General features: G+C 69.7%; 18 protein-coding genes and 2 pseudogenes. 7 read left to right on the top strand and 13 right to left on the bottom strand.

The annotated features are described in order from the left end of the window. Nucleotides 1-10: 10 nt before the first annotated feature. The 5 genes from ABD830_RS27755 to ABD830_RS27735 form a co-directional block, all read right to left on the bottom strand. The gene (locus tag ABD830_RS27755) at nt 11-2,572 is read right to left on the bottom strand and encodes an alpha-mannosidase (protein ID WP_344993412.1); all 2,562 of its coding nucleotides are present in this window, start codon (nt 2,570-2,572) and stop codon (nt 11-13) included. Then, complete coding sequence (locus ABD830_RS27750; RefSeq protein WP_344993409.1) at nt 2,557-3,141, bottom strand: D-sedoheptulose-7-phosphate isomerase; 585 nt, start codon at nt 3,139-3,141, stop codon at nt 2,557-2,559. Before ABD830_RS27750 ends, ABD830_RS27755 begins: the two co-directional genes overlap by 16 nt. A 100-nt stretch (nt 3,142-3,241) precedes the next feature. Next, complete coding sequence (locus tag ABD830_RS27745) at nt 3,242-4,213, bottom strand: ROK family protein (RefSeq protein ID WP_344993407.1); 972 nt, start codon at nt 4,211-4,213, stop codon at nt 3,242-3,244. Between the two features lie 109 nt (nt 4,214-4,322). Next, a complete protein-coding gene (locus ABD830_RS27740) occupies nt 4,323-5,363 on the bottom strand; it encodes a LacI family DNA-binding transcriptional regulator (protein ID WP_344993404.1) in 1,041 nt (346 codons plus the stop codon). After that, nucleotides 5,360-7,216: an MBL fold metallo-hydrolase gene (locus ABD830_RS27735; protein WP_344993401.1), complete on the bottom strand. Its 1,857-nt coding sequence runs from the start codon at nt 7,214-7,216 to the stop codon at nt 5,360-5,362. The genes ABD830_RS27740 and ABD830_RS27735 overlap by 4 nt, the downstream gene beginning before the upstream one ends. A gap of 32 nt (nt 7,217-7,248) precedes the next feature. On the opposite strand from ABD830_RS27735, the pseudogene ABD830_RS27730 reads away from it, so the two are divergent. Together ABD830_RS27730 and ABD830_RS54360 are read left to right on the top strand one after the other, a co-directional pair. Next, nucleotides 7,249-7,805: pseudogene (locus tag ABD830_RS27730) on the top strand (beta-N-acetylglucosaminidase domain-containing protein); the annotation flags it as partial. Between the two features lie 79 nt (nt 7,806-7,884). Beyond that, nucleotides 7,885-8,205 (top strand): annotated as a pseudogene (locus tag ABD830_RS54360) (beta-N-acetylglucosaminidase domain-containing protein); the annotation flags it as partial. On the opposite strand, the gene ABD830_RS27725 reads toward ABD830_RS54360, so the two are convergent. The 4 genes from ABD830_RS27725 to ABD830_RS27710 all read right to left on the bottom strand — a co-directional run bounded on the left by ABD830_RS27725 (nt 8,118) and on the right by ABD830_RS27710 (nt 12,606). Further along, complete coding sequence (locus tag ABD830_RS27725) at nt 8,118-9,827, bottom strand: alpha-amylase family protein (protein ID WP_344993395.1); 1,710 nt, start codon at nt 9,825-9,827, stop codon at nt 8,118-8,120. The pseudogene ABD830_RS54360 and the gene ABD830_RS27725 sit on opposite strands and share 88 nt — an antisense overlap. A gap of 29 nt (nt 9,828-9,856) precedes the next feature. Continuing rightward, nucleotides 9,857-10,234, bottom strand: a complete 378-nt coding sequence (locus ABD830_RS27720) for an ABC transporter permease subunit (protein WP_344993392.1) — start codon at nt 10,232-10,234, stop codon at nt 9,857-9,859. A gap of 444 nt (nt 10,235-10,678) precedes the next feature. Further along, complete coding sequence (locus ABD830_RS27715; RefSeq protein ID WP_344995973.1) at nt 10,679-12,298, bottom strand: solute symporter family protein; 1,620 nt, start codon at nt 12,296-12,298, stop codon at nt 10,679-10,681. Nucleotides 12,299-12,315: 17 nt separating this feature from the next. Continuing rightward, nucleotides 12,316-12,606, bottom strand: a complete 291-nt coding sequence (locus tag ABD830_RS27710; RefSeq protein WP_344993390.1) for a DUF485 domain-containing protein — start codon at nt 12,604-12,606, stop codon at nt 12,316-12,318. Nucleotides 12,607-13,019: 413 nt separating this feature from the next. Here ABD830_RS27710 and ABD830_RS27705 point away from each other — a divergent pair, with 413 nt between their 5' ends. The 4 genes from ABD830_RS27705 (at nt 13,020) to ABD830_RS27690 (ending at nt 15,906) form a co-directional block, all read left to right on the top strand. Then, the gene (locus ABD830_RS27705) at nt 13,020-13,973 is read left to right on the top strand and encodes a ferritin family protein (RefSeq protein ID WP_344993388.1); all 954 of its coding nucleotides are present in this window, start codon (nt 13,020-13,022) and stop codon (nt 13,971-13,973) included. Nucleotides 13,974-14,121: 148 nt separating this feature from the next. Further along, the gene (locus ABD830_RS27700) at nt 14,122-14,601 is read left to right on the top strand and encodes a DUF2231 domain-containing protein (protein ID WP_344993386.1); all 480 of its coding nucleotides are present in this window, start codon (nt 14,122-14,124) and stop codon (nt 14,599-14,601) included. A gap of 166 nt (nt 14,602-14,767) precedes the next feature. Further along, nucleotides 14,768-14,908, top strand: a complete 141-nt coding sequence (locus ABD830_RS27695; protein ID WP_344993383.1) for a hypothetical protein — start codon at nt 14,768-14,770, stop codon at nt 14,906-14,908. A 158-nt stretch (nt 14,909-15,066) separates the two neighbouring features. Next, nucleotides 15,067-15,906 (top strand): prephenate dehydratase, encoded by an 840-nt coding sequence (locus ABD830_RS27690; RefSeq protein WP_344993380.1) that lies wholly within the window; start codon nt 15,067-15,069, stop codon nt 15,904-15,906. 38 nt (nt 15,907-15,944) lie between these two features. On the opposite strand, the gene ABD830_RS27685 is transcribed toward ABD830_RS27690, so the two are convergent. Genes ABD830_RS27685 through ABD830_RS27670 form a run of 4 tightly spaced genes read right to left on the bottom strand, consistent with a single transcriptional unit; the run spans nt 15,945 to nt 20,102 of the window. Further along, nucleotides 15,945-16,769, bottom strand: a complete 825-nt coding sequence (locus ABD830_RS27685; RefSeq protein ID WP_344993377.1) for a carbohydrate ABC transporter permease — start codon at nt 16,767-16,769, stop codon at nt 15,945-15,947. After that, nucleotides 16,766-17,650, bottom strand: a complete 885-nt coding sequence (locus ABD830_RS27680) for a carbohydrate ABC transporter permease (protein ID WP_344993374.1) — start codon at nt 17,648-17,650, stop codon at nt 16,766-16,768. Before ABD830_RS27680 ends, ABD830_RS27685 begins: the two co-directional genes overlap by 4 nt. Further along, nucleotides 17,647-18,903, bottom strand: a complete 1,257-nt coding sequence (locus tag ABD830_RS27675; protein WP_344993372.1) for an ABC transporter substrate-binding protein — start codon at nt 18,901-18,903, stop codon at nt 17,647-17,649. The genes ABD830_RS27680 and ABD830_RS27675 overlap by 4 nt, the downstream gene beginning before the upstream one ends. Before the next feature lie 35 nt (nt 18,904-18,938). After that, complete coding sequence (locus ABD830_RS27670; RefSeq protein ID WP_344993370.1) at nt 18,939-20,102, bottom strand: trans-sulfuration enzyme family protein; 1,164 nt, start codon at nt 20,100-20,102, stop codon at nt 18,939-18,941. An 11-nt stretch (nt 20,103-20,113) separates the two neighbouring features. Here ABD830_RS27670 and ABD830_RS27665 point away from each other — a divergent pair, with 11 nt between their 5' ends. After that, nucleotides 20,114-21,124, top strand: a complete 1,011-nt coding sequence (locus ABD830_RS27665) for a LacI family DNA-binding transcriptional regulator (protein ID WP_344993367.1) — start codon at nt 20,114-20,116, stop codon at nt 21,122-21,124. The last annotated feature ends 11 nt before the right edge of the window (nt 21,125-21,135 follow it).

The following is a 21,135-nucleotide window of genomic DNA, read 5'->3' as shown; positions in this document are numbered from 1 at the left end:
GCGCCGTCGATCACCATGCTTCCACCGTGCACGCGCCCTTGCGGACGCTCAGCTCGACCAGGTCCGTCTCCACGGCGGAGAGCGGATCGTCGAGCGGGATCCGGAACGTGCGGATCTGGCCCGGCCCGAAGTCGGCCATGAGCCTGATCCGGGCCAGCGGGATGTCGAGGGTCGCCAGGGCGGACCGGCCCGTGGTCTCGACGGCCCTGACCACCAGGTCGCGCGGCGCGTCCTCGTGCAGCTTGACCGCGGTCACCATGACCTGGCCGGCGCCGTCGTCCAGGTAGCCGCGCGCCGCGGGGAGCGGGCCGTCGTGGAAGCTCTCCAGCATCGCGCGTACCGGGGAGCCGAGCAGCGCGGCGCGGCGGGTGAGCCCGGCGGCGCGCCAGTCGCCCGCGTGCGGCACCAGCAGGTACGTGAACCGCTGCACCCCCTGGTCCTGGTAGGAGTAGAAGCCGTCCGGATCGAGCAGGCGCGGGTCGTGCCAGGCGTGGACCGGGCTGCGCACGGCGGTGATGCCGATGCTGTGGCCGCGCCCCGGCGACGGCGGGGAGACGTCGTAGCCGTGCTTGGCGTTGTTCACGACGGCCAGCCCGGCGCCCGCGCCTGACAGGTCCACCCACGACTGCGCGGGCTCTTCGGCGCCGTCGATCGGCCTGGTCAGGTGGCCGAAGGGGATCTCGTACGTGGCCACCGGGCTCTCCAGCGCGACCGGGAAGCGCAGCTTCATCAGGTGCGCCTGCTCGCGCCAGTCGAGCTCGACCCGCACCTCCACCGCGTCGTCCCCGGCGCCCAGGATGAACTCCTCGGCCATCGTGGAGCGGCCCCACTCGCGCTCGACGCGGATGCGGGCCTGCAGCGGGCCGCTCTCGCGCAGCACCACGCGGGTCGTGGTCATCGCCTCGCCCGGCCAGTCGTAGGACACGACGCGGTGCCCCCACGTGTCGGTCGGGTCCTCGCAGATCTGCGTGTGCTCGCCCGCCGCCCCGGCCACCAGGTCCACGCCGGTGCGCTTGTCGAGCAGCGCGGCCAGCCAGCCCGTCTCCGGGTCGATCTCCAGGCGGAGCACGTCGTTCTCGATGTGCTGCTCGGAGGCGGTCAGGCCGCTCGTGTACGGCGTCTCGCCCTGGCGGAGCCGGTAGAGGCGGTAGCCCAGAGCGGGCAGCTCCGCCTGGAACACGGTGGCGCCGCGTCCCTTGTCATCCGTGGTGGCGACCGACTGGGTGCGCTGGCAGGGCACGTCATGATCGTCGGCGTCCACGACGCGCACGCCGGTGGGCGCGAGGCCGTACTGCATCTCGACCCGGGTCGTGACCGGCCACGGGTGCGGGTTGAAGACCACCACCGGCTGGGTACCGTCCTCCTGCGGGATGCCGATGTCGCGGGCGATCACGTTGTGCGCCCTGGTGATGATCCGCTTCGAGATCGCGACCGCCTCGCCGAGCTGGTCGCGGGCGTCGTCATAAGCGGGCTCGATCGCCGAGCCGGGCAGCACGTCGTGGAACTGGTTGAACAGCACCTGCTTCCAGGCCCGCCCCAGCTCCTCGCGTGCGTCGTGGCCCGCGACGGCGGCCCAGCGCTCGGCCGACAGCAGGGCCGCCTGCGCTCTGCGCTGCCACTGCTTGATGCCCGAGTGCGAGGAGTAGCAGCCGGCCGCGTGGTGCTGCAGGTCATCCCGCCACACCGGCAGCTCGGCCAGGCCCTTCTCGCCCAGGCGCTTGGCCACCTCGTCGAAGTAGCGGCGCGGCGAGGACATCGTCAGCTCGCCGAACGTGCCCATCCTGTCGTAGCGGTGGATGGAGTCGATGTTCGCCCTGGTGGGGCCGCCTCCGTGGTTGCCCACGCCGTAGAAGATCATCAGGTCGCCGAGCGAGCGGTCGAGCTGGCCGAGCGCCTTCTCGGTCTGGCCCGCGACCTCGCCGGGCGGGCTGCAGTACTCGAACGGGATCCGGTACGCCAGCACGCGGCTGCCGTCGCGGCTCTCCCACCAGAACATCGTGCCGGGCAGCTCGCTCTCGTGCGGTCCCGGGCGCAGGAAGCAGTAGGAGTCCATGCCCTGTCCGCGCAGGATCGCGGGGAGCATGGCGTTGTGGCCGAACGGGTCGACGTTCATGCCGACCGTGGCGGTGACCCCGAATTTCTCCTTCAGGTAGCGCTGGCCGTACAGACCCTGGCGGGCGAACGACTCCCCCGACGGCATGTTGCAGTCGGGCTCGACCCACCAGCCGCCGACGTTGACCCACCGCCCCTCGGCGACCCGCTCCCGGATCCTGGCGAACAGCTCGGGGTCCGACTCCTCGACCCACGACAGCAGGACGACCTGGTCGCAGGTGAAGACGAAGTCGGGGTACTCGTCCATGCGGTGGATCGCCGACCAGAACGTCGCCCGCGCCTCCTGGTAACCCTCCTGCCACGGCCACAGCCACACCGGGTCGAGGTGCGCGTTCCCGATCATGTGCAGGGTGCGGTCGGGAGTGGCCACCGGCCTCGGCGCCCTCGGCAGTCCGCGCGGCCGGCCGCCGGAGGGGGCGTTCGACAAGGGGGCCCGCCGGCCCTTCATGCGGCCGCCCATGCGTCGACCTTCTCGCTGATCATGTGCAGCATCAGTGTGTGGATCTCCTGGATGCGCGGGGTCTCGGAGGAGGGGACTAGGAGGAGGCGGTCGGCGAACTTCGCCGCGGCGCCGCCGTCGCCGCCGCCGAAGAGTACCGTCACCGCGCCATTGGTCTGCGCGGCTTCCAGGGCGCTGACGACGTTCGGGGAGTTGCCGCTGGTGGTGAAGGCGGCCACGACGTCGCCCGGGCGGGCCAGGGCGCTGACCTGCCTGGCGAAGACGTCCTCGTAGGAGTAGTCGTTGGCGATGCACGTCATGACCGTGGCGTCGGTCGTGAGCGTCACGGCGGGGAGCGGGCGGCGGTCGCGCTTGTAGTGGCCGACCAGCTCTCCGGTGAGGTGCTGCGCGTCGGCCGCGCTGCCGCCGTTGCCGAGGGTGTAGAGGGTGCCGCCGCGGGTGAACGCCTCGATGAGCAGGTCGGCGGCGGCCTCCACGGCGGGCAGCAGCGCCGCCACGTTCCGCGCGGCGCTGACGTGGGCCTCGACGTGCTGGGCCAGCACGGACGCCGGCCCCTCGGCCGCCACCACGCGCGCCCCCTCGGATGGGACGGTTACGCGTCCATCGCGGAGGGAGGGGCGCCGAGAGGTGGGGACCGCGTCCGATCGGGACGTGGGCAAGCGGATCGGGTCAGGCATGGGACTTCCCTGAGGCAAGAAGGTCGTGGGCCACGGCGCCGGCGCCCACGACGCCGACTCCCGCGCCGAGCCGGGACAGCTCGATGCGGGCGGCGCGGGCGGCGGGAGGCATGGCGTCCCGCGCGACGGCGGCGCGGACGGGGTCGAGGAGCCGGGCGCCGGAACGGGTCACGCCGCCGCCGAGGACGACGAGCTCCGGCTCGAACGCGTTCACCAGATCCGTGATCGCGCTGCCGAGCGCCCATGTGGTCTCGTTCCACACCTCGCTCGCGAGCGCGTCACCCGCCTCGGCGGCATGGAAGACGTCCTCGGCTGTCGGGAGCTCGATCGCGGACAGGGACGAGGCGCGACCGGCGGCGACGGCCTCGCGGGCGCGCTCGGCGATGGCGCTGCCCGACGCGTACGCCTCCAGGCAGCCCAGGCGGCCGCACGAGCACCTGCGTCCGCCGGGCCGGACCATGACGTGCCCCAGCTCGCCGCCGTTGCAGGCCGCGCCCCGGTGCAGGCGTCCGCCGATCACGGAACCGCCGCCGACACCCGTCGAGATCGTGAGGTAGAGCATCGTGGCGGTGCCGCGGCCCGCGCCGTACCGGAACTCGCCGAGGGCGGCGGCTGTGGCATCGTTCTCAAGCACAGAGGGCACGCCGAACTCCTGCGCCGCCATCGGCCCCACCGGGACGTCGATCCACCCCGGCAGGTGCGGCGGGCACTCGAGCACGCCGGCCGCGGCGTCCAGCGGCCCCCCGCAGGAGATGCCGACGGCCGCCACATCAGGCAGCCCGGCCTCCGCGACGGACTTCCTGCCCAGGTCGAACAGCCTGGCCAGGACCGGCAGCGGCCCCTCCTCCCTGCGGGTGGGGGCGACCTGCCAGCCGTGGATCCGCCCGTCGCCCGTGACCACACCTGCGGCGAGCTTGGTGCCGCCGATGTCCAGCGACAGAACGGGGGGAAGATCGTGCTCCATGGGACCTCCGACCGGAACGAGCGCCACGCGAAGAGTTGTGACATCGTTCCCACACGGGGATCCTAAGGCGCGCTTTCCCCACGGGTCAACGCGCCGGACGGAAGAAGAGTCAGCCCACGGGAGGCGGTGCGGTGGACTCGCGCGCGACGAGCCGCACCCCCAGCACGGTGGTGACCGAGTCGGCGTCGGGCATCTCGATCCGCTCGTCCAGCCTGCGCACGGCGGCCGCGCCCAGGTTGAACGTGTCCTGGGCGACGGCGCTGACCTGGGGCGAGACCATGCTCATCCACGGCGCGTCGTCGAAGGCCACGAGGCTGATCTCCTCGGGCGGCCGCAGTCCCAGCTCGCCGATCGCCCGCCAGACGCCCTCGGCGAGCACGTTGTTGGCGGCGAAGACGGCCGTGGGCCGGTTGGGCCCGGACAGCATGTCGAGCGCCCTGCGCCGCGAGTCGGCCACGTCCCAGCCCGACGCCACGACCAGATCGGGATCGACCTTGATGTCGGCCGCGCCGAGCGCCTCCAGATAGCCGTGGTACCTCTCGTAGCCGGTGGTCCAGTCGGTCTCGTCGATGAACAGCGCGATCCTGCGATGGCCCAGCTCGACCAGGTGGGTCGTGGCGGTGCGGGCGCCGACGCGGTTGCCGACCACGACGCCGTCGGTCGAGCCCGCCGCGAACTGCCGGTCCACCTCGACGACCGGGATGCCGTGGGAGCCGAGGTAGGTGGACACCGCCGGGGAGTTGGGTGTCACGATCACCCCGGCCACCCTGAGCGCGACGAGCGCCTCGGCGGCCTCGCTCTCCGTCTCGGCCGACAGGCTCGTGTCCGCCAGCACCATCGTGTAGCCGCGCTCGCGGGCCTCGCTGCTGGCCCCCGCGGCCAGCTCCGCGTAGAACGGGTTGCGCAGGTCGCTCACCAGGACGCCGACCGACCTGCTCACCTGCTGTTTGAGCGTGCGGGCCATCACGTCGGGCACGTAGCCGAGCTCGGCCGCCGCCCGCAGCACGCGCTCGCGCACGTCGCTGGCGGCATACCCGCGCCCGGTCAGGGCCCGCGAGACGGTGGAACGCGAGACTCCGGCGGCCTCCGCCACGTCCTTGATCGTGGGCCGCCTGGAACGGCTGAGGGGGCCGCGCCGCTCTGTGGTCATCGGATCCCTTCCCCGACCACGTCGACCAGCGCCTCCGCGTGCTGCCCGAGGCGCAGATCGCCGATGGTCAAGTCGACTGCGAGACGAACGCGGCGTCGCGGCACGACGTCCGCGCCAAGACGGAGATGTACCTGCTCCATACCCCCTCCGGGGAGCCTTAGCGTCACAGACCCCTGCTCGAGGCGCCAGCCCGGCGGGACGACCGGCTCGATGGTGGCCAGGGCCTTGTCCGGCCACGGGTTGCGTACGGTGACCGTCAGCGTGAGCTCGCCCCCTGCGCGGACGCTCGCGTAGTACGGGGTCAGGCGGCACAGCACGCCGTCGGCCCCGAGGTCGAGGCGGTCGAGCGGGAGCAGGTCGTGGTGGAGCGCGACGAGTTCCTCGCCGCGCTCGGTCATCATGTGCAGGTAGTCGTCGTCCACCCAGCGGGGCCGCCAGTGGCCGCTGACCATCAGGTCGGGGCGCAGGCGGCGGTAGAGAGCGGCGCTCTTCCGGTAGTCCTCGATCTGGAACCGGTTTTTGTACTGAAAATTCAGAACTTCCTGGCGTGCCGACTCACCGGCGCCCGGTATGCCCATCCCGTCCTGCTGGTCCCCTGTGACGAGCACCCGGTGCCCGTCCACCTCGAACTCGTACGCCGCCGCGAACAGGGTGTGCCCCGGCAGGTCGTGCACGGTGATCTCGTACTCCCGCCAGCGCACCGTCTCCCCCAGGCCGAGCACCCGGTCGGCGGGGATGGGCTCGAACCACTGGCACGGCAGGTCGTGGTGGAGCGGCGTGGCCAGGATGGGGGCGATGTGGGACGGCGCCCAGATCTCCGTGCCCTCGACGTCGCGCAGCAGCGGCATGCCCGCCACGTGGTCGTCGTGGTAGTGGGTGGGCAGGGCGACCTCGACGCTCGTGACGCCGTAGTGCTCGCGCAGCGCCGGCATGGAGGCCAGCCAGGGGCGGCGGGCCGCGCGGGAGGTGTTGTGCACGAGGCCGGTGGACATGTCGTACCCGAAGTCGAACACCATGGCCGCGCCCGATTCCGACAGCAGCACATAGCTGTACGACTGGCTGCTCCTGTTCATGAGCAGGTGGGGGGTCACCTGAACGAAAGGGTTGGCCAGCAGTCCTCTGACGTCCCAGGGGTGGGGGCGGCGGAAGTCGACGTAGCGCTGCATGGCGGTGGAGAGCTGCTCGAGCGCCTCCTGGGGGTCGGTCATCGGCTCGCCATGCGAGGGCAGCAGCACGCCGAGCTCCTCCCGCCGCAGCAGCTCGGAGCTCAGGATGACCATGGCGGGGCCCTCGTTCTCGGTGTACGACCACTGGGTGGCGGCCAGCGACCACACCTTTCCAGGCGCGTAGATCAGATCACCGGTGAACGCGACCCGCCCGACGATGTACGTCACGGAGCCGGGGGTGTGCCCTGGCGTGGGCAGGACGCGTACGTCGATCCCTCCGTAGTTCGCCGTCCGGTATTCGGGCACGACGCCGGCGACCGGCACGGGGTCGAGCAGCGAGAACCGGTCGTCGCGCAGGTCGTAGTCGTTGCTGATCTGCCGGCCCGTCCACATCTCGTCGACCCGCTCGAACAGGTCGCGCTCGACGGGCGGCACGTGCACCCGCACACCGGACTCGACCGCTCTCCGCAGTCCTTGGGCCTGGTCGCGGTGGTGGTGCGTCATCAGGACGTCGGTGAGGCGGTCGAGGCCGAGCTCGTCGAGGAGGTCCAGCGCGCGCCCCGAACCGAAGTCGACGGCGATCCCCGTGCGTTCCTCTCCTCCGGCAGGAGCGGCGATGACGTAGACGTTGCAGGTGTCCGCAATGCGGAAGACACCTGGGACAACTTCGGTCACATCGTTGCTCACGAGGCGCGATTCTATCCGGTATCGTTCCCACAATGGAGGCCCTTGACTGGATCGTTCCCGTTCCGCACAAGGCTGCCATCGGCCGGTCCCATGTCGATCTGACCAGATGCCGGATCCAGGGCGCCCCGGCCGCGACCACCGCCCTGACCGCCCTGCGCGCCGCCCTCGCCCCGCCCCCCGGGCCCCTGGTCATCGAGGTGCGGATCGACGCGGACGTCGAGCTGCCTCCCGAGGGATACGCGCTGACCGCCGACGAGACCGGCGTGGTGATCGTCGGGGCGGACCCCGCGGGCGCGTTCTACGGGGCGCAGACGCTGCTCGCCCTCGTGGCGGCCCCGTGTGACGAGCACCGGGCGTGCGTGCCCGAGTCCGACATCCGCGACTGGCCGGACCTGCCGCTCCGGGGCACCATCGAGGGCTTCTACGGCACCCCGTGGACGCACGCCGACCGGATGGCGCACCTGCGCTTCTCCGCCAGGCACAAGCTCAACGCGTACGTGTACGCCCGAAGGACGACCCGTTCCACCGGGAGCGGTGGCGGGAGCCGTACCCGGAGGCGGACCTGGCGAGGCTGGGCGAGCTGGTCGCGGAGGCGGCGGCGCAGCACGTGAGGTTCGTGTTCGCGCTGAGTCCCGGCCTGTCGATGGTCTGTCTGCAGCGACCCGGCCGAGCGGGCGGCGCTGCGGGCCAAGGCCGAGCAGGTGTGGGACGTGGGCGTGCGGGAGTTCGCGCTGCTCTTCGACGACATCCCGCCCAAGCTGGCTCGACCTGCTCGCCGAGACGCCGGGTGGCGGCCCGACCGCCGAGGTGGAGCGGGCGCTCGAGCGTGCCGAGGCGCACGAGGCGAACGTGCTGCGCCGCGTCATCCCGCCGTTCGTGCGGGCGGTGCTGGACCGCCCCGTCACCAGTCGCTTCGCCACCAGTTCGCCACGAGGTCCAGGTCGCCCCCCCTGATCGGCTCGCCGGAGTTGTCGATGGACTCGACGTAGTACAGGGCGGGCACGCCGAGCGCGGGCTGCGCCTCGGCGTACGCGAGCCAGTCCGCCCTGCTCGGCATCGGCCACTGGTCGGTGTCGATCAGGTGCCCCGGCATGGCGCGGGTGGCCACCGCGTGGCGGAAGCGGAGCTGGTCGACGGCGGGGACGGGGACGCCGTGGGGGTCCAGCTCGAGCACGTCGTTGAGCCGGATCATGTCGGTGACGTCGCCGAACGCCGGATGCGGGGTGTGCGTGACCATGAGGGCGTCGGGCTTGACGCTCTTGGCGGCCTCGTACATGGTCTTCAGCAGCTCGTGCAGGAGGGCGAGCCCCCAGGTGGTCCCGTAGGACTTCAGGTGCGACCCGCTGGGGAACCGCTGCGTGAAGTCGACCTTGAACCCGTCGGCCCCGAGGTCGCCGAGCAGCCTCTCCATGATCGTACGGATCCTGCGCCGGTAGGCCGGGTTCGAGGGGTCGGCGGCCACGGGACGGCCGCCCGCGTCCGTCACGCACTCCTCGGCGGGCAGCCCGTCAGGGGCCCACGCCCGCCACCACAGCAGCACGCGCTGCCCGCGCGCGTGCCTGGCGGCGATCCACTCCCCCAGCGCGGGCCACTTCGCCGGATCGGGCGCCGGGTCGCCGTACGTGAGCTGCCACCGGTCGTCGATCACGACGGTCCCCGGCACGATACCGTGCTCCTCCAGCCTGGACAGCCACTCGTCGTAGAGCTCCTGGCGGGCCAGCTCGGTCGGCGAGACGCCGTCGGCCCTGGCGCACTGCGCGCCCCAGCCGCAGAAGATCGGCCTGCTCCACCAGTCGTGCCGCTCGCCGGCGGGTGCGGCCAGGCCGTGCGCGGCCAGGTCCTCCCGGTGGTGCGAGATCGCCTCCCACGGCGACGACGCCGCCCGGAACACGACGGCCGGTGACCGCCAGGTCCCGCTCACCAGGGTGTGGCACTCGTAGTCGAAGCGGAGCAGCGCGCCGCCGTCCAGCGGCTCGTACCCGAGCTCGGTGAAGGTCAGGTCCTCGATGCCCGCGCGGACCGAGGCCCCCAGCCAGGGACCGCCGGGCACGGCGGTGGCGCCGTCCGGCTCCTCCTTGCAGAAGGCCAGCACCAGCGGCGGCGGCGAGAAGACCGCATGGAGGCGGCCCGGCGAGGCGTCGCCGATCACGGTGAGCGCGAGCGGCACCGACACCGGCCGCACCACCTGCACCGGGTGGGTGGGCGTGGGGTTGAAGACGCCACGGGCGTGCAGCCCCGTGCGGAACGTGCCCGCCGCCCTGGTGTTGAGCACGGCCCGCCCGCCGAGCAGCGTCACGTCGCCGATCACGCCGTGGCCCTCGACGCGCACCTCCACCGCGATCGTCTCGGGAGTGCAGGTCAGCCGGACCGTCTTCGCCTCCCACCCGGTCGAACGCTGGGGGAAGTCGAAGATCGCCTCGCCGTCGCGCTCGGCGAGCACGGGCGGCAGCGTCTCGTACGTCTCGTCGCGCCCGCCCGCGGTGTCGACCGAGGCGATCAGGCTGAGCGTCATCCAGCCTTCCAGCTCGGCGCTGGGGTCGGTACGCGAGACCGTCAGCCGGTAGGAGCCGGCGTCCAGGTGGTACGCCTGGTCGGTGGTGGTGATCCGCATGGTTCAGCCGACGTTCCCGTGGAGGTGGCTCATCCCTTGCTCCCTGTGGTCGCGATGCCCCTGACGAAATGTTTCTGGCCGAGGAAGAACAGGATGATCATCGGGATCGTGGTGATCACGCTGGCGGTCATGACGATCTCCCAGTGCCACTCGCCGCCGAACCCGAACTGGTCGAGCAGCGCCTTCAGCCCGCGCGGCACGGTGAACGTGGCGGAGTCGCGCAGATAGATCAGCGGCCGCATCAGGTCCGTCCAGGCCGCCTGGAACTCGAACAGCAGCGTCACCACGACCGCGGGCCGGCACAGCGGCAGCGCGATCCTGGTGAAGATCTTCCAGTTGTCCGCCCCGTCGAGGAAGGCGCTGCCGAACAGGTTCTGGGCCCACAGCGGGGTGAGGGTGCCGACCATTGGCGCCGGGGTTGAACTGACCCGCCGACGAGGTCGCCGACGCCCCTCCGCCGGTGCCCTTGGCGCACGAGGTGAGTGCCAGTGCCAGCGACACCGGCAGGAGGGACCAGCGGACGAGTGGGGTTCGCATCGGGGGGTTTCGCCTCCAGGCAAGCCTGCTGATGACGGCCACATGACGACCAGTGTGGAAACGTTCACACATATGAGAACGTACCCATACCGCTGAAACCCCGTCAACCACTGATCTCCCAGGGTGCGCGGACAGCGGTCACATCTGCCGGGCCGCGCCCCCGAAAGGGCGCACTGAGGAGCGCGTGGCGGGCTCGGTGGATGCGGCACGACGCGGGACCGGCGCAGGGAAAGGGCCCGGTCTCGGGGCGAGACCGGGCCCTTTCGGGGACGGGCGCCTTCGGAGGGGAGAAAGGCGCCTTCAGGGAGCGGACGTCAGTGCTGGGTGGCCTTCTCGGCGCCGACACCGGTGAGGGAGCGGACCTCCATCTCGGCGTACTTGCCGGCGTTGTACTCCTTGCTGAGAATCGTGCCGAGCCACCCGCACAGGAAGCCGATCGGGATCGACACGATGCCCGGGTTGCTCAGCGGGAACCAGTGGAAGTCCACGCCGTGGATCAGCGCCGTCACCGCGGTCCCCGCCGGGGGCGTCGGCGCGGAGACGACGGGCGAGAAGATGACCAGGATCAGGGCGGACCCGAGGCCGCCGTAGATGGCCGAGACGGCGCCCGTCGTGTTGAACCGCTTCCAGAACAGGCTGTAGAGGATCGCCGGCAGGTTGCCGGAGGCCGCGACGGCGAAGGCCAGGGAGACCAGGAAGGCGACGTTCTGCCCCTGGGCCAGGATGCCCAGGCCGATCGCGATGGCGCCGATGACCAGGGCGGACACCCGGGCCACCACGACCTCCTGCCGCTCGGTGGCCTGGCCGCGCTTGAAGACGTGCGCGTACAGGTCGTGGGAGAAGCTGGAGGAGGAGGCCAGCGTGAGGCCGGCCACCACGGCGAGGATCGTGGCGAAGGCGACGGCGCCGATGAGGGCCAGCAGGATCGTTCCGCCGACCGAGCCGAAGATCTCCTGGCCGATCTTCTCGGCCAGCATCGGGGCGGCCGTGTTGCCTGCCTTGTCGCCCTTGACGATCGCCTCCTTGCCGACCAGGGCCGCCGCGCCGAAGCCGAGGACCAGAGTCAGCAGGTAGAACACACCGATGATGCCGATGCCCCACAGGACCGACTTGCGGGCGTCCTTGGCGGTGGGGACGGTGTAGAAGCGGATGAGGATGTGCGGCAGGCCCGCGGTGCCGAGCACGAGGGCGAGGCCCAGGCTGATGAGGTCGATCTTGCCGACCAGCCCCTGGGCGTCGGTGCCGTACTTCAGGCCGGGGATGAGGAAGTTGCCGGGGTTCGCCTTGGGGCCGCTGGTGGCGGCGGCCTGGCCGAGCAGGGACGACAGGTTGAAGCCGAACTTGCCCAGCACCAGCACCGTCACGAGCGCGGCGCCGCTCATGAGGAGCACCGCCTTGACGATCTGCACCCAGGTGGTGCCCTTCATGCCGCCGAAGACCACGTACACGATCATCAGCGCGCCCACGCCGACGATCGTCCACGCCTTGCCCGCGTCGCTGGTGATGCCGAGCAGCAGGCCGACCAGCGCGCCCGCGCCCACCATCTGGGCCAGCAGGTAGAAGATGCTGACCACGATCGTGGACACGCCGGCCGCCGTGCGCACCGGGCGCGGGCTCATCCGGAACGCCAGCACGTCGGCCATGGTGAACTTGCCGGAGTTCCGCATCAGCTCGGCCACCAGCAGCAGCGCGACCAGCCAGGCGACCAGGAACCCGATCGAGTACAGGAACCCGTCGTAGCCGGACAGCGCGATGATGCCCGCGATGCCGAGGAAGGACGCGGCCGACATGTAGTCGCCGCCGATGGCCAGCCCGTTCTGCACGCCGGTGAACGACCGGCCGCCGGCGTAGTAGTCGGCGGCCGTCTTGGTCTGGCGGCTCGCCCAGAACGTGATCCCCAGCGTCCCGGCGACGAAGGTGAGGAAGAGGATCATCCCCAGGGTCGTGGAGCTCACTTGGTCTTCTCCTCAACCTCGTGGCGGAGCTTGTCGGCGATCGGGTCGAGCTTCTTCTCGGCGTGCCTCGCGTACGCCCACGCGATGAGGAACGTGGAGACGAACTGGAGCAACCCGAAGACGAGGCCGACGTTGATCTCGCCGATCAGCTTGATCCCCATGAAGCCGCGCGCCCAGCCGGACAGCACCACGTAGAGCAGGTACCACACGAAGAACGCCACGGTCATGGGAAACGTCCAGGCGCGGAAGCGCCGTTTCAATTCCTGGAAATCACTGCTCTCCTGCATTTGTTCGTATACCGAAGCGTCATGTTCTCTGGTCGTCACGGGAGACCTCCACTGTGATGCGGATCACGCTCAACGTAAGAGCGCAACCTACCTGTCGTGGAGGCCCGTGGTGGGGCTGTTCGGCGAGCCGCTGGGGTCCGGCGCTTAGTTGGGGATGGCCTGCGGTGAAAGGTCTGTTGCGTGCGATGAGCGGTAGCCATCCCCTTTCACCGCGTTATGGAAGACCCCATGCCGGAGCAGCGGCACCGGATGCGGCATACCACCCGGGGCTGCCTCGCCCTGCGCATGGGCCACGCTTTGCATCCGGCCTGCATGCTTCACGCGGTTTTGCCAGGATGACCGTTACCGACCACCTCGCCAGGTAAGCGGTCCCACCATGGCCGTAGGTATCCGCACCGGGTGGGGAGGTCGAGATGATTCCCTTGTCCGCACGCGCACTCATCACCGGCGCGTTCACGATCGCATTGAGCATGCACATGGGCGGTGCGTTCGCCGCTTCCGCCTCACCGATGGGTCCGCCCGCCGATAGGGTGGATCCGCCGAGTCCGCAGGCCCAGAAGGACCTCGAACAGTCGATGCGCGGTGAGGCGTTCGCCAACGCCTCTTATCGCCTGTACGCGGCCCAGGCCCAGCGGGAGAATCTGCCGTCGGTGGCTCGCCTGTTCGAGCGCACCGCCGATGTGGAACTGGGTGAGCACTTCAAGGAAGAGGCCGCGCTGAGCGGCCTGGTCCACGGCGACGCCGCGAACCTGCGCGCCGCGACGGCCGGGGAGACGTACGAGTCCCAGAAGATGTATCCCGGCTTCGCACAGCAGGCCAAGGCCGGCGGCGACAGCCGGGCGGCCGCCCGCTTCTCTGAGATCGCCCGTGACGAAGGCACGCACGCGCGAGCGTTCGGCGCCGCGCTGCGGGCCGTCGAGTCCGGTCGGGGCACCGTGCCTGCGCCGGCGAAGGCCGAGGCGGTGCACGTCCCGCAAGGCCCGCCTGAGGTCCGCGCGCAACAGACCAAGACCGACCTGGACACGGCCATGCACGGCGAGGCGCTCGCGTACGCCAAGTACCAGCAGTACGCCGAGCACGCCAAGGATCCAGCCGTGGCGGAGCTGTTCCGCGGCAACTCCGATGTGGAACTGCACGAGCACTTCGCTGATGAGGCCAAGCTGGCCGGCCTGGTCGGGAGCACGCACGCCAACCTGGTCAAGGCCATCGCCGGCGAGCGATACGAGTCCCAGACCATGTATCCGACCTTCGCCAAGCGCGCCAGGGCAGCGGGCGACAACCAGGCGGCCGAACGCTTCTCGCACAACGCCGAAGACGAGGCCGGACACGCCCGCGCCTTCCAGCAGGCGCTGGATCGGCTGCAATGACCAGGCTCGCGCCTGGCTCACCCGGATATGAGGGGACGGCTACCAGGCTGGTCGGTGGCCATACCGTGGCCTCCAGGCACGGCACAGGGCCGTCGGCACCTCTCACTACGCGAGGCCCGGGCGCGAAGCCCGGCCGGACAGGATAGACATGTTCTTCGGCCTGCCCTTGCATCCGCTGGTTGTCCACGCCGCCGTGGTATGCCTGCCGCTCGCGGCGCTGGGCACCCTCCTGATGGCGTTCTGGCCCGCCGCAGCGAGCCGATTGTGGCCTGCGGTGCTGTTCGTCGCCACGATCGCGCTGGCCGCCGTGCCGCTGTCGATCAGCAGCGGCGAGACGTTGGCCGACAAGGTCGGAGAGAACGCAGCCATCGAAGCCCACGAGGAGCAGGGCGAGCAGGTGCTGCCGTTCGTCATCGTGCTCTGGCTGGCCGCGCTCGGCATCTCCCTGGCAACCCGCCTCATGCGACACAGCACACGCTCAGCCCACGAAAGCACCAGGACGCGACCGCGGTGGCACGCCGCCATGGTCATCGTCTTGGCAGTCCTCGCCCTGGTCGGCGGCGTGGGAGGCACCATCGCCACAGTACGGGCGGGCCATAGCGGAGCCCAGACCGTCTGGACCAAGTGACGTTCCGTGTCCATTTCTTAGAATGTTACTCATATGAGATCTAATAAACAGAAACGCCTTTTCCGTCCACTTTCATATAATATACAGAATATACGGTGATTTATCCGCCTTTGAGGGCTAATGTCTGCATAGTGAAAGTGTCGGCCTGTCCAACGGGGGAGGAGTCATGGCTTTCACGCAGATCTCGATGCCTGGCTTCCAGGGCCAGCCGCCGCCCTGGCGCCGACGGCGCCGTCGCTGGCGCTGGCGCTGGCGCTTCCGTCGCCGCGGGCCCTGGTGGTACGGCGACTGGTACGACAGGTGGTAACAACTCACTCCCGTGAGAGTCGGCGGTTGAGTCGCCGACTCTCACTCAGCGCCTGCGGGCGCTGGCCAGACCCATGAGGCCTTACCGACACCGAGGCGCCTCGGCAGGGACCGGCCGCTCCCATGCAGCCGCGCCCGGCTGCATGGGAAACTGCTGGCGTGACCGCACGACGTATCGCTTACCAGGGCGAGCCCGGCTCGAACTCCCACATGGTGTGCAAGCACCACTACCCCGACTGGCATACAGTGCCGTGCGCGTCCTTCGAGGATGTGTTCGCGGTGGTGGAGAACGGAAAGGCCGAGCTGGCGATGATTCCGATCGACAACTCGATCGCCGGCCGGGTCGCCGACATCCACCACTTCCTGCCGACCTCGGACCTGTACATCATCGGCGAGCACTTCCTGCGCATCCAGTTCCACCTGATGGCGCCGCCGAGTGCGACCCTGGACACGATCAAGGCCGTGCGCAGCCACGTGCATGCCCTCGGCCAGTGCCGCCGGATCATCCGCGAGCACGACCTGGTGCCGGTGATCGCCGGTGACACCGCCGGCGCTGCGCGAGAGGTGGCCGAGGCGGAGGATCCGACCCAGGCGGCGATTGCGCCGCCGCTCGCGGCGGAGATCTACGACCTGCGCATCCTCGCCCGCGACGTCGAGGACGAGGCGCACAACACCACCCGGTTCGTGGTGCTCAGCCCGGACCTCGTGCAGGCACCGCCCGGCGAGGGCCCGGTGGTCACCTCGTTCGTCTTCAACGTCCGCAACCTGCCGGCCGCGCTCTACAAGGCGCTCGGCGGGTTCGCGACCAACGGCATCAACATGACCAAGCTGGAGAGCTACATGGTCGGCGGCCACTTCGCGGCCACCCAGTTCCTCGCCGAGGTCGACGGGCACCCCGAGGACCCCGGCCTGAAGAACGCGCTGGAGGAGTTGGCGTTCTTCACCACGGACGTGAAGATCCTCGGGGTCTACCCGGCCGACCCGTTCCGCGCCGACTGAGCCTCGAGACGGACGGCGCCGGTGAGATCTCGGATGAATCACCCCTTGACCGCGCCCGCGGTGAGCCCTTCGACGATGTAGCGGCGGATGGCGGCGAACAGCACCAGCGTCGGAAGCACCGAGACCACGGTGGCGGCGGCCATCGATCCCCAGTCGATGTCGTACTGGGTGATGAAGGAGTTCATGGCGACCGGGATGGTCTTGGAGTCCTCGCTGTCGATGAACGTGATCGCCAGGAAGAGCTCGTTCCAGCACTGGACGAAGGCGAAGATGAACGTGGCCGCGATGCCCGGCAGCATGACCGGGATCACCACCCGGACCATGGCCACCAGCCGCGAGGCCCCGTCCACCTGCGCGGCCTCCTCCAGCGCGACCGGCACCCGCTCGTAGAAGCCGCGCATGATGATCGTGGAGAACGGCACGAGCATGGCCACGTACACGAGCATGAGCCCGGCCAGCCGGTTGAGCAGGTCGAGGTCGGACATCAGCAGGTAGAGCGGGCCGAGCGCGATGAACAGCGGGAGCATCTGCGTGACCAGGTACGCCAGCATCAGCGCGCCCCTGCCGGGGAAGGCGAAGCGGGCCAGCGTGTAGCCGCCGAGCACGCCGATCGCGGTCACCGCGGCGGCCGCGACGAGGGAGACGAGCAGGCTGTTCAGCAGGTACGCGCCGAAGTCGGCGAAGGAGAACAGGTCCGCGTAGTGCTCGAACGTCACCTTGCCCGGCCAGTACCTGAGCGGCATCGAGAAGATCTCGGGCTTGGGCTTGAGCGAGGTGACGACGATCCAGTAGAGGGGGAACAGGGTGATCAGCAGCCAGGCGCCCAGCACGACGACCTTGGCGACGGTCGCAACTCGTCTCATCGTGCTTTCTCGAATCTCGTCGCGTTGAGGTAGAAGACGCTGAAGGAGAGCAGCAGGCCGAGGGTGAGCAGGCCGACCGCGCCGCCGCGGCCGTAGTCGCCGCCGATGACCTGCTGGATGAGGAAGGTCGTGATGATGTCGGTGCTGCCGGCCGGGCCGCCGCCGGTCATCGAGTAGATGAGGTCGGGGAAGTTCAGGATCCAGATGATGCGCAGCAGCACGATCAGCGCGAGCGTGGGCCGGATGTGCGGCAGCGTGACGTGCCAGAACTGCCGCAGCCGCGAGGCGCCGTCCACCGACGCCGCCTCGTACAGCTCCTTGGGCACCGACTGCAGCGCGGCCATGATCATGATGGCGAAGAACGTGACGCCGTACCAGATGTTCGCCACGATCACCGACGTCATCGCCCAGCCCGGAGTGGCCAGGAAGCCGATGCGCTGGTCGATGATGCCGGTCTTGAGCAGCAGGTCGTTGATCACGCCGAACTGGCCGTTGAACATCCACCGCCACAGCAGCCCGATCAGGAATCCCGACATGGCCCAGGGGAAGAACACCCACGCCTGGTAGAGGCCCCTGCCGCGGAAGTGCCGCCGCAGCAGCAGCGCCAGCCCGAAGCCCAGGAAGAACTGGAAGAACAGCGACACGACCACCCACGTGCCGGTGTTCCGGAGCGCCGTCCAGAAGCGGTCCTCACCTAAGACGGCCCTGAAGTTCTCCAGGCCGACGAAGGGGGTGGAGGTGATGTCGAACAGGTTGTACTGCTGGAAGGCGATCACCGCGCCGCGGAGCACCGGGTAGTACGTGAACACGGACACGAACACCACGCCCGGCAGCAGGCACAGCGCGATGAACCTCGCCCTGCGGAGGCTGAAGGTCCTCATGAGACCTTCTTGGCCTGGTCTGTCCAGAAGGCGTCCCACGACTTGAGCACCTCGGCCACGGTCTTCTTGCCGGTGATCAAGGACTGGACGTCACGGTCGGAGTCGACGAGGAACTGGCTCCAGCCCGGGTAGTCGACCGGCCTGATCGTGATCACCTGCTTGGGGTCCTGCTGGGCCTGCAGGTACGCCTTCCACGCGCCCTGCGAGAACTGCGGGTCGCTCTGCGCCTGCTTGGAGATGGGGATGAGGGAGTTGCCCTTGGCGAAGGCGATGCTCTGCTTGGCCTCCGACAGGAACTGCACCAGCTTGACCGCCTCCTTCGGGTGCTTGGTGAACGACGTGGCGCCCCATCCGGCGTAGCCGACGGGCTGGAAGGCGTACCCGGACGGGCCCTTGGGGATGGGGGCCGTGGACCAGGCCGTGACGCCGCTCTCCTGGACCGTCTTGATCACTTCGGGGTCCTGGATGAGCATGCCGGTGACGCCCGAGGTGAAGCCCTGGACCATCTCGGGATAGGCCCAGGAGACGGAGTCGGGCGGGGACGCCTCCTTGAAGATCTTGACGTAGAGGTCCAGGGCCTGGGCGGCCTCGGGGGTGGAGAAGATCGTGCGCTTGTCCTTGAGATAGAACGATTTTTCGGGATTCAGGGCTTCGCCGTTGTACGCGCTGATCATCTGGACCGCGTAGTCCGCGCCGCCCTTGCCGCCCCTGAACGAGTAGCCGTACCGGTTGCCCGAGGTCAGCTTCTTGCCGGCCTCGTAGAGCTCCTGCCACGTGGCCGGCGGCTGGGCCATGCCCCAGTCCGTACGGTAGAAGAGCGTGCGCTCGTAGAACCCGTACGGGATCAGGTAGGCCTTGCCCCCGATCTCGACGGCCTTCTTCTGGGCCAGCTCGGTCAGGTCCGACCAGCCGGGCCACTCCGTGGTGGGCAGCTCGGCCAGCCAGCCGTTGTTGGAGAAGGACTTGGCCGTGTGGTCGCGGACTTCCAGCACGTCCAGGTCCTTCTTGGTCTGCAGGATCTGGGTGATCTTCTGGTCGGCGCTGTCCAGGGGCGGTGAGACCAGCTCGACCTCGATGCCGGGATTCGCCTTCTCGAAGTCGTCGAGCAAGGACTTGATGAGCTTGGTCCGCTCGGGGCTGGTCAAGCTCTCGATCATGCGGAGCCGTACCCCTCCGGAGGATGAGGAGCCGGAGCCGCACCCGGCGAGCACCAGTGTGGCGGCGACCGCGGCCGCCAGGAAGGGCTTGGTCATGACGAGGCCTCCCGCGTTTAGACAGCGCTGTCAGGTCACGCTAGGCGACCGACCCCCTCCAGCGCTAGACCGAGGTCCTTGATCAACGTGTCCGCGGGCTCCAGACCCACCGAGAGGCGGACGAGGCCGACCGGGATGCCCATGGTGGCCCGGACGCTCTCCTCGGTGGACAGGGCGGGCGCGTTCACCAGGCTCTCGAAGCCTCCCCAGGACACGCCAATCCTGAAATGTCTCAATTTATTGAGAAAACTGCCGACTTCTTCGCGTGACTCCGTGTCCAGGACGAGGCTGAACAGGCTGGAGAATCCCGTCATCTGGCGCAACGCGATGGCATGCCCGGGATGGGACGGCAGCCCGGGATGGTGCACCGCCCGTACGGCCGGATGCCCGCTCAGGAACTCCGCCACGGCCAGCCCCCGCTCCTGGTGCGCCGCCATCCGCACCGGCAGCGTCCGCAGGCCCTTGATCACCTTGGCCGCGTCGTGCGGCGACATGGCGGACCCGTACAGCTGGTACTCGGTCAGCGCCAGCGGCCTGATCAGCCGGGACGGGCCGATCACCACGCCGCCGACCAGGTCGCTGTGCCCGCCGATGTACTTCGACAGCGAGTGCACGACGAGATCGACGCCCATGGTGAGCGGCTTCTGGAACAGGGGCGTGGACCACGTGTTGTCCATGGCCGTCACCAGCCCGCGCTCCCGGGCCCACGCCGTCACTTCCGCGATGTCCACGACCGCGTAGGCCATGTAGGAGGGCGATTCGAAGTAGAGTAGGCGGGTGTTCGGCCTGATAGCGCTGTCACACCCCGCGAGGTCGCCGACGTGCGTATGCGTGACACCGAATTTCTCCAGGTACCGCAGGAACTGCGTGGTGGGTCCGTACACCGCGCCCAGGACCAGGACATGGTCCCCGGCCTGCACGAGCGAGGAGATGGTGGCCGAGATGGCCCCCATGCCCGACCCGAAACACTTCGCCCGCTCGCCCCGCTCGAGCGCGGCGAGTTTACGCTGGGCGAGATCGACCGTCGGGTTGGTCCCCCGCCAGTAGACGTACCGCTCGTCCTCGTTCCTGATGGCCTCGCCGAGCTCCTCCGCCGTCGCGAACGTGAACAGCGAGTTCTCGAACACCGGCGGGTTGACCGCGCCCATCACCCAGGGCTCGTCCTCACCCAACCGGCCACAGATCCATTCGTCATCCATGGGGGCAGACTATGACAGCCGCGAGGGAGGTCGGGGGCAAGCCGACCATGGCTGACGTGGCTCGTCACGCGGGCGTGAGTCTCAAGACCGTCTCCCGGGTCGTCAACCAGGAGCCGCACGTCAGACCCTCGCTGCAGGAGCGGGTGCAGGCGGCGATCAGCGAGCTCGGCTACCGCCGCAACGAGGCCGCCGCCCGCCTGGCCAGGGGCGCGACCATGCTCACGCTGGGCCTGGTGATGGAGAACATCTCGAACGAGTTCTACTCGCGCCTGGCCGCCGCCGTCGAGTCCGCCGCGGCCGAGCACGAGGCGCTGGTGGTGTTCGGCTCGTACGAGGAGAGCGCGGCCAAGGAGCGCATGCTCATCGAGTCCATGTACGCGCGCGGCGTGGACTCCCTGATCGTCGTCCCCTCGGCGGCCGACCACGCCTGGCTGGCCGAACACGCCTCGCTCACCACGGTGTTCGTGGACCGGGTCCCGCCCGGGCTGGAGTCCGCGGACGTGGTGCTGCTGGACGACGTGCGCGGCGGCCGGACCGCGACCGAGCACCTGCTGGCCCGCGGCCACCGCCGGATCGCGCTGATCTCGGACGACGAGGGGGTGAGCTCGGTGCACGACCGCGCGACCGGCTACCGCACGGCGCTGCGCGCGGCGGAGGTGCCGGCCCTCGACAGGCTGGTGGTACGCGGGATCTTCGACCCGTGGCGGGTCTCGCAGGAGGTCACCCGCCTCCTCGACCTCGCCGACCCGCCGACGGCCTTCTTCGCCACCAACAACCGCGCCGCGATCGGCATCCTCCAGGCGCTGCGCGAGCGTCCCGAGCGGCCCGCGTACGTGGGCTTCGACGACTTCGCCCTGGCCGACGTCTTCAACCCGGGGGTGACAGTGGTCCGTTACGACACCACCCGCCTGGCCCGCAGCGCGGTGGACCTGCTCCTGAACCCGTCACCGTCGCCGCGCCGGGTGAAGGTCCCGGTGGAACTGGTCGCCCGAGGCTCGGGTGAGCTGCCGCCTGGTGGCTGATCGCTGAGCGC

Source organism: Nonomuraea helvata (assembly GCF_039535785.1).
Lineage (GTDB): Bacteria > Actinomycetota > Actinomycetes > Streptosporangiales > Streptosporangiaceae > Nonomuraea > Nonomuraea helvata.
The sequence above is the reverse complement of the archived record's forward strand: the minus strand, read 5'-3'. Positions and strand labels throughout refer to the sequence as shown.